The following is a 13,202-nucleotide window of genomic DNA, read 5'->3' on the forward strand; positions in this document are numbered from 1 at the left end:
CTGGGGCCTCCCCCGAGTGGCCTCCGCTGCCGTTATGCACTTCTGTAGTCATTACGGAGGAGTTGCGACCATTTGGAGGGACCGTGCAGACCGACATCGATCCGCGCAGCCTGATCGGCCGCAAGGCGTTCGACCGCAATGGCACCAAGATCGGCACCGTGGACGAGGTCTACCTCGACGATGCCACGGGCGTCCCGGAATGGGCGGCCGTCCGTACGGGCCTCTTCAGCCGGGACGCCTTCGTCCCGCTGGAGCCGAGCGAGATGGTGGGCGACACCCTGCGGGTGCCCTTCGAGCGCTCCCTCATCAGGGACGCCCCCGACTTCGGCGTCGGCCGCCACCTCTCCCCCGAACAGGAGCTGCAGCTCTACCACCACTACGGCCTGGACACGACCCTGCCGACGGACTTCCAGCGCGACTTCGGCCGCCTAGCGAGCGACGAGGGCTGAGCGGGCCCGGGAGGGGGCCGGCGGCCGTGAGCCGGTGCTCGGGCCGGCTCACGCGATGCCCCGCCGTCCGGCTTCCGGATCATGCCGGGCGGGCGGCTCCCGGCTCCCCCTCCCCCACCAGCGGCAGCGGATCGGAAGGCTCCAGCTCGGGGTCGTCCACCCGGAAGGTCCGCACCCGGCCGGGCTCCGATCCGGGCTGCTCGAACCGTACGGTCACCCGCCCCACCCCGCTGCCCTGCACCCACCCGGGCCCGTACACCGCGTGCCGTACGTCGCTCCCGGCCGGCCAGCGCCGCTCGGGAGCCGGCTCCGGCCCCCCGGGCGGCTCGGCGGCCGCCGGGGCCCCGGGAGCCTCAGAAGCCCCCACAGGGGCGGCAGCGGCTCCGGGCTCGCTGTTCCCGCCGGCGACAGCCGTCCCGGCCTCCTCACTCGTCCCGCCCGCCCCGCCCGCCCCGTCCGGCTCAGTGGCGAGCGACTGCGCGAACAGGTCCTCCTGCGTGTAGTCCGCGAGCCCCGTCACCCCCACCCCCAGCAGCCGCACTCCTCCCGTGGTGTCCACGCCCTCCAGCAGCCGCGCCGCGGCCTCCCGCACCACCGCGGGGTCGTCCGTGGGCCCGCGCAGCGTCTCGGACCGCGTCAGCGTCGAGAAGTCGTACCGCCGCACCTTCAACACGATCGTCCGCCCCGAGTGCCCCGAGCCCCGCAACCGCTGCACACACCGGTCGGCGAGCCGCTGCACCTCGTTGCGGATCCGTACCCGGTCGTGCAGGTCCACGTCGAAGGTGTCCTCGACCGACACCGACTTCGCGTCCCGCTCCGCGACCACCGGCCGGTCGTCCAGCCCCAGCGCCATCCGGTACAGGCCCACGCCGTGCGCCCGCCCGAGCATCCGGACCAGCTCGTCCTCCCCGGCCTCCGCCAGCTTCCCCACCGTGGTGATCCCGGCGCGGCGCAGGTGCTCCCCCGTGGCCGGCCCCACTCCGGGCAGCGTCCGTACGGACATCGGCGCGAGCAGCTCGCGCTCGGTCCCCGGCTCGATCAGCAGCAGCCCGGCCGGCTTCGCCTCCTCGGACGCCACCTTGGCCAGCATCTTCGACCCGGCGAGCCCCACCGACCCACTGAGCCCCGTGGCGGCCCTGATGTCGGCCCGCAGCCGCTCCCCCGTCGACCGGGCGGTCCGCGAGTCGAAGGCCACCCCGCCCGCCTCCAGGTCCACGAAGGCCTCGTCCAGGCTTAGCGGCTCCACGAGCGGCGACAGCTCCCGCAGCAGGGCCATCACCACGTCACTGACCTGCCGGTAGAGGCTGAAGCGCGGGAACAGGTAGGCGCCGTTCGGGCAGAGCCGCCGCGCCTGCGCCGTGGGCATCGCGGAGTGCACCCCGAACCGCCTCGCCTCGTACGAAGCCGTGGCGACGACCCCGCGCGGCCCCAGCCCGCCGACGATGACGGCCTTGCCCCGCAGGCTGGGCTTCGACGCCTGCTCCACGGAGGCGTAGAAGGCATCCATGTCCAGATGCAGAATGGTCGGCGCGGCTCTCACGGCACCGATGCTGCCCTACGGGACTGACATTTCTCCGGCCTGGATCATTTCTCCGGCCTGGATCAGACGGCGCGGTTGCGGCGGGCGGCCAGCTCGTCCGTCGGGTTGTGCCCGACCAGGGTCTCGCCGGTGTCCACCCGCTCCCCGTGCAGCTGCGAGAGCGCGCTCTCGGCATCGCGCCACACCACGCCCACGGCGATGCCGAAGATGCCCTGCCCTCCCTGGAGCAGGCTCACGACCTGGTCCGGCGAGGTGCACTCGTACACGGTGGCGCCGTCGCTCATCAGCGTCATCCGCTCGAGGTCCGAGAACCCGCGGTCACGCAGGTGCTGGACCGCCGTACGAATGTTCTGCAGCGCCACCCCGGTGTCCAGGAAGCGCTTGACGATCTTGAGGACCACGACGTCGCGGAAGCTGTAGAGCCGCTGGGTGCCCGAACCGTACGCGGGGCGCACACTCGGCTCCACCAGCCCGGTACGCGCCCAGTAGTCCAGCTGCCGGTACGTGATGCCGGCCGCGGCACACGCCGTCGGCCCGCGGTATCCGATCTGCTCGGGCGCCGGGTCACCGCTCACCGGTCCGACCGGCGTCGACTCCGGCTGACGGCGCGCGGAACCGACCGCGCCACCGTGCAGCGGGTACGGCCCAGCGTCACTCCGTACGGGGGTGCCCCCGGTCGTACCGTCGCCCGTGATCCTCACGCCGACCCTCCGTCCTTGACCTGCCACCTTGAAGGTAGGCAGTCACCAGGGGTGCGTCAACGATCGCCACACTCGGCACGCCGAGTGATAATCACCCTGAGAGTGGTTTCCCGTATCCCGTTATGGGGAAGGGCTAATCGAATGGGCTGAAAGTTCCCCGCCGATCGCGCGGGCGACGCGGCCCACGCCTCACTGCGGGCCGGTGCCGAAGTCCTCGGGCGAGATCTGGTCGAGGAACTCGCGGAACTTCTCCACCTCGTCCTCCTGCTCGTCCGGAATGGCGATTCCGGCGTCGTCCAGCACGCCGTCACTGCCGTAGATCGGCGTCCCCGTCCGCAGGGCCAGCGCTATGGCATCGGAAGGCCGCGCGCTCACCTCGACCCCGCTGGCGAAGACGAGCTCCGCGTAGAAGACGCCCTCCCGCAGATCCGTGATCCGGACCTCGGTGAGCTCCTCGCCGATCGCCTCCAGCACGTCCTTGAACAGGTCGTGCGTCAGCGGCCGGGCAGGGGCCATCCCCTGCTGCGCGAAGGCAATGGCGGTCGCCTCCCCTGGACCGATCCAGATGGGGAGGTACCGGTCGCCTCCCACTTCACGCAGGAGCACGATCGGTTGGTTGGAGGGCATTTCCACCCGGACACCCACAACGTCGAGCTCGTTCACACAGCAACCCTAGGACCTGCCCGCCAGGTTTGGGTAGTCGGGGCTCCACTCCGACCAGCGCGGTCACCGCAGCCGGACGCCCAGAGCCGTCTGCACGAGGGCCTCGTGGAGCCGTACGGACAGCCCCGCCAGCTCCTTCAGCGTGGCCTCCGCATGGGCTCTGGTCTGCGGGTTGCGGTGCCGGCGCAGCGGCGCCACGACCTGCTCCACCAGGCCCGCCTCCCGGTCGGCGGCGGCCTTCATCGCGCGCAAGTGCCGCGGCTCCAGTCCGAAGCGCCCCAGATCGGCCACGAGCCGGGCCACCGTGACCGCCTCGGCGTCGAAACCACCGCCCGGCGCCTCGGCCAGCAGCCCGTACGACTCCCACTCGACCAGCTGGACCTCGTCCGCGTCGGCGGCGGCGATCAGCTCCGCCCGGCCCACCCGGGCCACGGTGGGCCGCTCCCGCCCGACCTCGCCGTACACGGCCGCCGGGCTGGTGGGATCGTTGGAATCCCCGTGCGCGGTGGGCGCCGGGATGCGGATCTGCTCACCGCGGGCAAGCGCGTCGAGCTGCTCGCGGATGACCTTCAGCGGCAGGTAGTGGTCGCGCTGCAGACGCAGGATGTGGGCGAGGCGCTCCACGTCCTCGGCGCTGAACTTGCGGTATCCCGAAGGGGTGCGCCGGGGCTCGACGAGCCCCTCCGCCTCCAGAAAACGGATCTTCGAGATGGTGACTTCGGGGAACTCGTCACGCAGCGTGGTGAGCACCGTGCCGATGCTCACCAGCCGCCCGGCGGAGCCGGTGGTGCCGTTTCCGGCACCCCCTGTCGGGTTGCGCAGCATGGGACCTTCCCTGGGAAGCCCCCGGACGGAGTCCGGGGGTGGGGGTCCCCCCGGACGGTGTCCGGAAGGGGTCAGATGCCCCGCAGGCTCGCGTAGAAGACCAGCCGGTACTTGCCGATCTGCACCTCGTCGCCGTTGTGCAGGGCGACGGAGTCGATCGGTTCCCGGTTCACGTACGTGCCGTTGAGGCTGCCCACGTCGGAGACGGTGAAGCCGCCGTCCTGGCCCCGGCGGAAGTCGACATGGCGCCGGGAGACGGTGACGTCGTCCAGGAAGATGTCGCTCTGCGGGTGCCGGCCCGCCGTGGTCAGCTCGCCGTCCAGCAGGAAGCGGCTACCGGAGTTGGGACCGCGCCGCACGATGAGCAGGGCGGAACCGGGGGGCAGCGCTTCCACCGCGGCCTGGGCCTCGGGGGACAGCGAGGACGACACGTGCGTTTGTCCCGACACCTCGGCCTCGTAGGCCTCCAGGCCCGAGATCGAGATGGTGGACGTGGTCTCCGAGGCACGCTCCGGCGTCAGACCCGGCCGCAGCGGCGCCCCGCAGTTGGAGCAGAACCGGCTGGCCGCATCGCTGCGGTGTCCGCACCTGCTGCAAATCTGCTCGGCCGACATGGACGGCTCCTCGCGCCGCGGCTGCCCCGCGGAGGCATTGGTGGCGTACGGGTCGGGGGCAAACCCTCCACCCGCAGTTGAGGTTGATGGTTCACCGAAACCTATGCCTCCGGTACCGGCAGGGTCAACGGACGACGCGCCGTGGGCGCCCGAAATATCACCCGGGCCGGCAACCTCGTCGCGGAAGAGCGGCCGGTCGCCCTGCCCTTCCACGTCCCCGTGCCCCGCACGGTGCCGTGCCGCACCGCTGTCCTCGCGGTTCTTCTTGCCGAACAACTTCTCAAACAACTTCACGGGCGATTCCCCTTGACCGAAACAGACCCGCCCGTGGGGCAGGACGAACTCCGAATGCAGACACCTGCCGACCCGGACATTCTCACAACGTCCGTAACCACCAGACAGTTTCCACCACGCACCGCGACTTCAGTGCGCCGACCCCCCGCAGGCATCCGCCCGCGTGAGCCGCTCCACCCTCCACTCCAGTTCCTCACGATGACGACCGAGCGTAGTCAGGCTGCTTCGCAGCCCGCAAGGCATCCACAACGATCTTCGCCGACCGTGTGACGGCAACGGTCGCCTGCTCCTTCTCCAGCGTCTGGACGACCCCACCGGGAATGTTGAGCGCGGGCTCCAGATCCTGGGGCTTGCCGATCACCCTGAACTCGTAGGGCTGTGTGATCTTCTTACCGTCGATCGCGACCCCACCGTTCTCGTCGGAGAAGTACGAGCCGGCCACGATGCGCACACCGTTGATCTGGATCGCCTCGGCCCCGGCCGCCCGCAGCTCCTGAAGGGTGTCCAGCAGCTGGTCGGACTTCACCTGGCCCGTGGGATCGGTGATCTTCAGCGTGATGCCCGGGCCCTGCGCTGCCACCGTACCGGCCAGGATCCCGAGTTGCCGCTCCTTCTCCACGGTCTGCTTGCGGGCCTCCTCGGCCTGGTTGGAGCTGCTCTCCAGCTCCCTGCGCTGATCCTCCAGCGCCTGCTTCTCCTCTTCCAGGCGCTTGGTCCGCCCGTCGAGCTCGTCCAGGATCCGTACGAGGTCCTCCTGGCGGGCCCCGCGCAGCGCGCTGGAGTCGCTGTTCGACCGCACCTGGATGGCCAGCCCCAGCCCCAGGACGAACAGCAGCAGGGCGACGATCAGTTGGGCCCGGCTCACCCGCGGCGGCCACAGCCCGGACGCGAGCCGCTGCCGGCCGGTCTCCTCGGGCGAAGCCGCCTGCACGGACTCCTGCGCAGGCTGCGCCGGCACGTCCTGCGGCGGCACGTCCTGCGGCGGCTGCTCGGCGGGCCCCGGACCCGACTCCTCGGGACTGTCGTTCGTACCCATCGGCCTCACGCCCGGAACACGTGCCGGCGGATGGCCGCGGCGTTGGAGAAGATGCGGATGCCGAAGACCACGACCACACCCGTGGACAGCTGCGAGCCGACGCCGAGCTTGTCACCGAGGAAGACGATCAGCGCCGCCACCACCACGTTCGACAGGAACGACACCACGAAGACCTTGTCCACGAAGATCCCGTCCAGCATCGCGCGCAGACCGCCGAACACCGCGTCCAGCGCCGCCACCACGGCGATCGGCAGATAAGGCTCCACCACGGCCGGTACTTCGGGCCGGACCAGAAGTCCGACCACCACTCCGGCCAAGAGGCCCAGTACCGCGATCACGATGCACCCTTCTGCTGTTCTACCGGTGTAGCTGTACGTACGGTCAGACTCGACGCGGCCGGCAGCCGCACCTCGTCCGCGGCGGACAGGGTGTAGCGGATCCCGTAGCTCTCCTGCAGCACGTGCAGGTACTGGCCGTCCGCAGAGTCCTGGAAGGCCGTGCCGAGCCGCTTCTTGTCCCCCACCGCCAGCACCTCGTACGGCGGCACCAGCGGCCTGTTGTCGACCAGTATCGCGTCACCCGCGGCCCTGATCGCCGAGAGTTCCGTGAGCCGCTGCCCGTTGATGGAGACGGCCTCCGCCCCGGACTGCCACAGCCCGTTGACGATCTTCTGCATGTCGCGGTCGCGGAGCCGGCCGGTGTCCGAGAAACCAGAGCTCTCACGCGGTTTGCCACCGCCTCCGGAGGAAGCGCCCTTCGCATCGTCCACGACCAGCTTGATCCCGGGCCCGCGCACCTCCGTGGCACCGGCCAGCAGCGCCACGAGCTCGCCCTGGCCCCCGCCGGGCTGCTTCAGCGCCGCGCGCTGGCGGGCCGCGACATCGGTCCTCAGGCTGTCGATCTGGCGCTCCAGGCCGTCCGCGCGCTCATCGGCCCGCTGCACCCGGTCGATCAGCTCGTGACGCTCCTTGGCCAGCACCGGAGCGGCTATCCGCGCCTCGGCCGCACCGAGCGTGACGACCATGGCAGTGATCACCAGCCCGGCGGCAAGCCCCAGTTTGGCCTTGAGGGTGCGGGGCAGGCCCGCCGTTCCCTCCGCCTCGCGCCGGGCCGTGGCCTCCGCGTAGCCCTCGTCGAGACTGTGGTCCATCACGTGCGTCAGCAGCGACATGGAAGCGTCCGGGCGCGGAGGCGCAGAAGACGCCGTAGTCCGGTTGTGGGGCGGCTGCGACATGCCGCACATCGTCGCATGTCGGCGCCGTACACATCCAATGCGCCCGTCCGGTGGACCGGAGCGGGCCTCCCGCAACCCGGCCCACCGGACTCTGCCCTACGTGGTCACGCAGCGGTCGGCGCTCAGTGCCCGGCCCCGTCCACCACGGCCGCCCACTCGTCGAGCAGGGCCTGCGCCGAGGCGTCGTCGGGACCTTCGGCCCACAGGTGGGTGACCGCCTCCGCCGGGTCCGGCAGGACCAGGGCCCACCGTCCGTCGGCCTCGACCACCCGTACCCCGTCGGTGGTGTCCACCTGCCGGTCGTCGGCAGCCTCCACGACCCGCCGCATGACGAGTCCCTTCACGGCCCACGGCGTCGGAACGTCCCGCTTGAGCACGTGGGCCCGCGGAATCCGGGCGTCGATCTGGCTCAGCGTGAGCTGGGTACGCGCCACGAGGCCGAGCAGCTGCACGAAAGCCGCCGAACCGTCGAAGACACTGCTGAACTCCGGAACGATGAAGCCGCCCCGGCCGTCCCCGCCGAAGATCGTGTTCTCCGCCCGCCCCACCCGGGTCAGGTCGTCGGGCGACGTCGTCGTCCACTCCACCTGTGTCCCGTGGTACGCCGCCACCTGCTCGGCGACCCGGGTCGTGGTCACCGGCAGCGCGACCTTGCCGCTGCGCTTCTCCGCGGCCACCAGGTCGAGCATCACCAGCAGCGCGCGGTCGTCCTCGATGATCCTTCCGCGCTCGTCCACGAGGGAGATCCGCTCGCCCACCGGGTCGAAACGCACTCCGAAGGCCGCCCGCGCCGAGGCGACGATCTCCCCGAGCCGCACCAGCCCGGCCCGCCGGGACTCGCTGGTCTCCGTCGGCCTGGACTCGTCGAGCCCGGGATTGATCGTCAGGGCGTCCACGCCGAGCCGTCCCAGGAGGCTCGGCAATACGAGCCCGGCGCTGCCGTTGGAGGCGTCCACGACCACTTTGAGCCCGGCATCGCCGATCCCGGTGGTGTCCACCCGCCGCAGCAGCGAGCCCGTGTAGGCGTCGAAGACGCTGCCCGGGAACTGCAGGTCGCCGATCTCGCCGGGGAAGGCACGCCGGTACTCCTGGCGTGCGTACACCCGGTCCAGCTTGCGCTGCTGCTGGAGCGAGAGGTCGGCTCCGCGCTCGTCCAGGAACATGATGTCCACCGAGTCCGGCACACCCGGCGAGGTCCGGAGCACGATCCCGCCGGCGGTGCCTCGCGCGGTCTGCTGCCGCGCCACCGGCAGCGGTACGTTCTCCAGGTCCCGTACGTTGATCGCGCTGGCCTGCAGCGCCGAGATCACGGCCCGCTTGAGCGCTCTCGCGCCTCGGGAGTGGTCACGGGCCGTGGTGACCGTCGCCCCCTTCTTCAGGGTCGTCGCATAGGCGCCGGCCAGCCGGACCACCAGCTCGGGGGTGATCTCGACGTTCAGGATCCCGGAGACTCCCCGCGCGCCGAACAGATGGGCCTGCCCGCGGGACTCCCAGATGACGGACGTGTTGACGAAGGCGCCGGCCTCGATCGTCTTGAAGGGATAGACCCGCACGTTCCCCTGAACGATCGATTCCTCACCGACGAGGCACTCGTCACCGATGACGGCCCCGTCCTCGATCCGCGCGGAACGCATGATGTCGGTGTTCTTGCCGATGACACAGCCGCGGAGATTGCTGTGGGGCCCGATGTAGACGTTGTCGTGGACGACGGCCCTGTGCAGGAAGGCCCCGCTCTTGACGACGACGTTCGACCCGATGACGGTGTGCTCGCGGATCTCCACGCCGGCCTCGATCTTGGCGTAGTCCCCGATGTACAGCGGCCCGCGCAGCACCGCGTCCGGGCTCACCTCGGCCCCTTCGGCGATCCACACCCCGGGTGAGATCTCGAAGCCGTCCATCTCGATGTCGACCTTGCCCTCGAGCACGTCGGCCTGCGCCTTGACGTAGCTCTCGTGCGTGCCCACGTCCTCCCAGTAGCCCTCGGCCACATAGCCGTAGATCGGCCGGCCTTCCTTCATCAGCTGCGGGAAGACATCGCCGGACCAGTCGACGGAGACATCAGGGTCCACGTAATTGAAGACCTCGGGCTCCATGACGTAGATACCGGTGTTGACGGTGTCGGAGAACACCTGCCCCCAGGTCGGCTTCTCCAGGAAGCGCTCGACCTTGCCTTCCTCGTCCACGATCGTGATGCCGAATTCCAGCGGGTTCGGCACCCGGGTCAGGCACACCGTGACGAGTGCGCCCTTCTCCTTGTGGAAGCGGATCAGATCGGTGAGGTCGAAGTCGGTGAGCGCATCGCCGGAAATGACGACGAAGGCATCATCCTTCAACGCCTCCTCGGCATTCTTCACACTGCCGGCGGTGCCGAGTGGCTTCTCCTCGTTGGCATAGGTGAGCTCCATTCCGAGCTCTTCGCCATCCCCGAAGTAGTTCTTGACGAGCGACGCCAGGAACTGCACGGTGACCACGGTCTCGCTGAGCCCATGGCGCTTGAGCAGCCTGAGCACGTGCTCCATGATCGGCCGGTTGGCCACCGGCAGGAGCGGCTTGGGCATGCTCGAGGTCATGGGGCGAAGACGCGTACCTTCGCCACCGGCCATCACGACGGCCTTCATGTCGGAAGAATCCTCCTTGAGAGATGACAGTCGTGCCGACCCTCACCCGTCTCGGTCGGTGACTCCGCGACTCTTCCGCGTCATCCGGCGCCGGTCGGGCTCAATCGGCCGTGGCGTCAGCCTTCACGAGACGGCGGACTTGAACCACGTAAAGGATTCCTGCCCACCAATAGAGGGTTGTACCCCATCCCGCGAACGCCCATCCGAAAACTGACCCCAACCAGGCCAACCAACCCGTGCCATCACTGAGCAGCAGCAAGGGAAACGCGTACATCAGGTTGAAGGTCGCCGCCTTGCCGAGGAAGTTGACCTGCGGCGGCGGATAGCCGTGACGGCGCAGGATCCACACCATGACCAGCAACATCAGCTCACGCAAGAGCAGTGCTCCGGTGAGCCACAGCGGCAGCAGCTCGCGATAGGTCAGACCGAAGAGCGTCGACAGGATGTAGAGGCGGTCCGCAGCCGGATCCAGCAGCCGGCCGAGCTTGCTGATCTGATTCCAGCGCCGCGCGAGCTTCCCGTCGAGGTAGTCGCTGATCCCGCTGAGCATGAGGACGGCCAGGGCCCATCCGTCGTACTCCGCGAGAATCAGCCACAGGAACAAGGGCACGCCGGCCAGGCGAGCCATGCTCAGGATGTTCGGAATGGTGAAAATTCGGTCAGTCTGAACCCGAGTCTCCTGGACCTCCACCCGGGGGCCTCCACTGTGACTGTAGAAAACGGTCGTTCGATGCCCCCTGACCCTACAGGAGACCGCACACGTGTCCTGAACGCAGAAAAGCCCCGCACCGAACCCGAGGGTTTGGTGCGGGGCTTCCCGCAATGATTGTTCGGCGGCGTCCTACTCTCCCACAGGGTCCCCCCTGCAGTACCATCGGCGCTGAAAGGCTTAGCTTCCGGGTTCGGAATGTAACCGGGCGTTTCCCTAACGCTATGACCACCGAAACACTATGAAATTTGAACGCTGGCATGAACACAGCTGTTCGTTATTTCAGAACTAACACAGTGGACGCGAGCAACTGAGGACAAGCCCTCGGCCTATTAGTACCAGTCAGCTTCACCCGTTACCGGGCTTCCACATCTGGCCTATCAACCCAGTCGTCTACTGGGAGCCTTACCCTCTCAAGGAGGTGGGAATACTCATCTTGAAGCAGGCTTCCCGCTTAGATGCTTTCAGCGGTTATCCCTCCCGAACGTAGCCAACCAGCCATGCCCTTGGCAGGACAACTGGCACACCAGAGGTTCGTCCGTCCCGGTCCTCTCGTACTAGGGACAGCCCTTCTCAATATTCCTACGCGCACAGCGGATAGGGACCGAACTGTCTCACGACGTTCTAAACCCAGCTCGCGTACCGCTTTAATGGGCGAACAGCCCAACCCTTGGGACCGACTCCAGCCCCAGGATGCGACGAGCCGACATCGAGGTGCCAAACCATCCCGTCGATATGGACTCTTGGGGAAGATCAGCCTGTTATCCCCGGGGTACCTTTTATCCGTTGAGCGACGGCGCTTCCACAAGCCACCGCCGGATCACTAGTCCCGACTTTCGTCCCTGCTCGACCCGTCGGTCTCACAGTCAAGCTCCCTTGTGCACTTACACTCAACACCTGATTGCCAACCAGGCTGAGGGAACCTTTGGGCGCCTCCGTTACCCTTTGGGAGGCAACCGCCCCAGTTAAACTACCCATCAGACACTGTCCCTGATCCGGATCACGGACCGAGGTTAGACATCCAGCACGACCAGAGTGGTATTTCAACGATGACTCCACAACCACTGGCGTGGCCGCTTCACAGTCTCCCACCTATCCTACACAAGCCGAACCGAACACCAATATCAAACTGTAGTAAAGGTCCCGGGGTCTTTCCGTCCTGCTGCGCGAAACGAGCATCTTTACTCGTAGTGCAATTTCACCGGGCCTATGGTTGAGACAGTCGAGAAGTCGTTACGCCATTCGTGCAGGTCGGAACTTACCCGACAAGGAATTTCGCTACCTTAGGATGGTTATAGTTACCACCGCCGTTTACTGGCGCTTAAGTTCTCAGCTTCGCACGCCCGAAAGCGCACTAACCGGTCCCCTTAACGTTCCAGCACCGGGCAGGCGTCAGTCCGTATACATCGCCTTACGGCTTCGCACGGACCTGTGTTTTTAGTAAACAGTCGCTTCTCGCTGGTCTCTGCGGCCACCCCCAGCTCACGGAGTAAATCCGATCACCAGTGATGGCCCCCCTTCTCCCGAAGTTACGGGGGCATTTTGCCGAGTTCCTTAACCATAGTTCACCCGAACGCCTCGGTATTCTCTACCTGACCACCTGAGTCGGTTTAGGGTACGGGCCGCCATGAAACTCGCTAGAGGCTTTTCTCGACAGCATAGGATCATCCACTTCACCACAATCGGCTCGGCATCAGGTCTCAGCCTTAATGAGGGACGGATTTGCCTACCCCTCGGCCTACACCCTTACCCCGGGACTACCACCGCCCGGGCTGGACTACCTTCCTGCGTCACCCCATCGCTTACCTACTACAAGTCTGGTTCGTCGGCTCCACCACTTTCCTTTCCCCGAAGGGTCCGGAACGGCTTCACGGACTTAGCATCGCCTGATTCGATATTGGGCGTTTCAAAGCGGGTACCGGAATATCAACCGGTTGTCCATCGACTACGCCTGTCGGCCTCGCCTTAGGTCCCGACTTACCCTGGGCAGATCAGCTTGACCCAGGAACCCTTAGTCAATCGGCGCACACGTTTCTCACGTGTGTATCGCTACTCATGCCTGCATTCTCACTCGTGAACCGTCCACAACTAGCTTCCGCTGCTGCTTCACCCGGCACACGACGCTCCCCTACCCATCACAGCGGGCGTTGGCCCTATTGCTGCAATGACACGACTTCGGCGGTACGCTTGAGCCCCGCTACATTGTCGGCGCGGAATCACTTGACCAGTGAGCTATTACGCACTCTTTCAAGGGTGGCTGCTTCTAAGCCAACCTCCTGGTTGTCTCTGCGACTCCACATCCTTTCCCACTTAGCGTACGCTTAGGGGCCTTAGTCGATGCTCTGGGCTGTTTCCCTCTCGACCATGGAGCTTATCCCCCACAGTCTCACTGCCGTGCTCTCACTTACCGGCATTCGGAGTTTGGCTAAGGTCAGTAACCCGGTAGGGCCCATCGCCTATCCAGTGCTCTACCTCCGGCAAGAAACACACGACGCTGCACCTAAATGCATTTCGGGGAG

Annotated in this window: 11 protein-coding genes and 2 rRNA genes (1 of these 13 cut by a window edge); 1 reads left to right on the forward strand and 12 read right to left on the reverse strand. The window is 67.3% G+C overall.

Annotation, left to right across the window (positions count from 1 at the left end):
- Nucleotides 1-83 precede the first annotated feature (83 nt).
- A complete protein-coding gene (locus tag OG332_RS07790) occupies nucleotides 84-449 on the forward strand; it encodes a PRC-barrel domain-containing protein (RefSeq protein WP_327412757.1) in 366 nt (121 codons plus the stop codon).
- A 79-nt stretch (nucleotides 450-528) separates the two neighbouring features.
- Here OG332_RS07790 and OG332_RS07795 read toward each other — a convergent pair whose 3' ends face one another.
- The 12 genes from OG332_RS07795 to OG332_RS07850 form a co-directional block, all read right to left on the reverse strand.
- Nucleotides 529-1,989, reverse strand: a complete 1,461-nt coding sequence (locus tag OG332_RS07795; RefSeq protein ID WP_327412758.1) for a DNA polymerase IV — start codon at nucleotides 1,987-1,989, stop codon at nucleotides 529-531.
- A 62-nt stretch (nucleotides 1,990-2,051) separates the two neighbouring features.
- The gene (locus OG332_RS07800; RefSeq protein WP_327412759.1) at nucleotides 2,052-2,690 is read right to left on the reverse strand and encodes a MerR family transcriptional regulator; all 639 of its coding nucleotides are present in this window, start codon (nucleotides 2,688-2,690) and stop codon (nucleotides 2,052-2,054) included.
- Nucleotides 2,691-2,879: 189 nt separating this feature from the next.
- A complete protein-coding gene (locus OG332_RS07805; RefSeq protein ID WP_030009777.1) occupies nucleotides 2,880-3,353 on the reverse strand; it encodes a bifunctional nuclease family protein in 474 nt (157 codons plus the stop codon).
- A gap of 63 nt (nucleotides 3,354-3,416) precedes the next feature.
- The gene (gene ftsR / locus OG332_RS07810; protein ID WP_327412760.1) at nucleotides 3,417-4,178 is read right to left on the reverse strand and encodes a transcriptional regulator FtsR; all 762 of its coding nucleotides are present in this window, start codon (nucleotides 4,176-4,178) and stop codon (nucleotides 3,417-3,419) included.
- 71 nt (nucleotides 4,179-4,249) lie between these two features.
- Nucleotides 4,250-5,194 (reverse strand): FHA domain-containing protein, encoded by a 945-nt coding sequence (locus OG332_RS07815; protein WP_327419140.1) that lies wholly within the window; start codon nucleotides 5,192-5,194, stop codon nucleotides 4,250-4,252.
- Nucleotides 5,195-5,279: 85 nt separating this feature from the next.
- Nucleotides 5,280-6,122, reverse strand: a complete 843-nt coding sequence (locus OG332_RS07820; protein WP_327412761.1) for a DUF881 domain-containing protein — start codon at nucleotides 6,120-6,122, stop codon at nucleotides 5,280-5,282.
- A 5-nt stretch (nucleotides 6,123-6,127) separates the two neighbouring features.
- Nucleotides 6,128-6,460: a small basic family protein gene (locus OG332_RS07825; RefSeq protein ID WP_030722407.1), complete on the reverse strand. Its 333-nt coding sequence runs from the start codon at nucleotides 6,458-6,460 to the stop codon at nucleotides 6,128-6,130.
- Nucleotides 6,457-7,365: a DUF881 domain-containing protein gene (locus OG332_RS07830; protein ID WP_327412762.1), complete on the reverse strand. Its 909-nt coding sequence runs from the start codon at nucleotides 7,363-7,365 to the stop codon at nucleotides 6,457-6,459. The genes OG332_RS07825 and OG332_RS07830 overlap by 4 nt, the downstream gene beginning before the upstream one ends.
- Before the next feature lie 113 nt (nucleotides 7,366-7,478).
- Nucleotides 7,479-9,974, reverse strand: a complete 2,496-nt coding sequence (locus OG332_RS07835) for a mannose-1-phosphate guanyltransferase (RefSeq protein WP_327412763.1) — start codon at nucleotides 9,972-9,974, stop codon at nucleotides 7,479-7,481.
- A 100-nt stretch (nucleotides 9,975-10,074) separates the two neighbouring features.
- A complete protein-coding gene (locus OG332_RS07840; protein ID WP_327412764.1) occupies nucleotides 10,075-10,665 on the reverse strand; it encodes a CDP-alcohol phosphatidyltransferase family protein in 591 nt (196 codons plus the stop codon).
- A gap of 137 nt (nucleotides 10,666-10,802) precedes the next feature.
- Nucleotides 10,803-10,919, reverse strand: a 5S ribosomal RNA gene (rrf, locus tag OG332_RS07845).
- A gap of 76 nt (nucleotides 10,920-10,995) precedes the next feature.
- A 23S ribosomal RNA gene (locus tag OG332_RS07850) occupies nucleotides 10,996-13,202 on the reverse strand; it runs 916 nt beyond the window's last position.

The organism is Streptomyces sp. NBC_01233, from assembly GCF_035989305.1.
Taxonomy (GTDB): domain Bacteria; phylum Actinomycetota; class Actinomycetes; order Streptomycetales; family Streptomycetaceae; genus Streptomyces.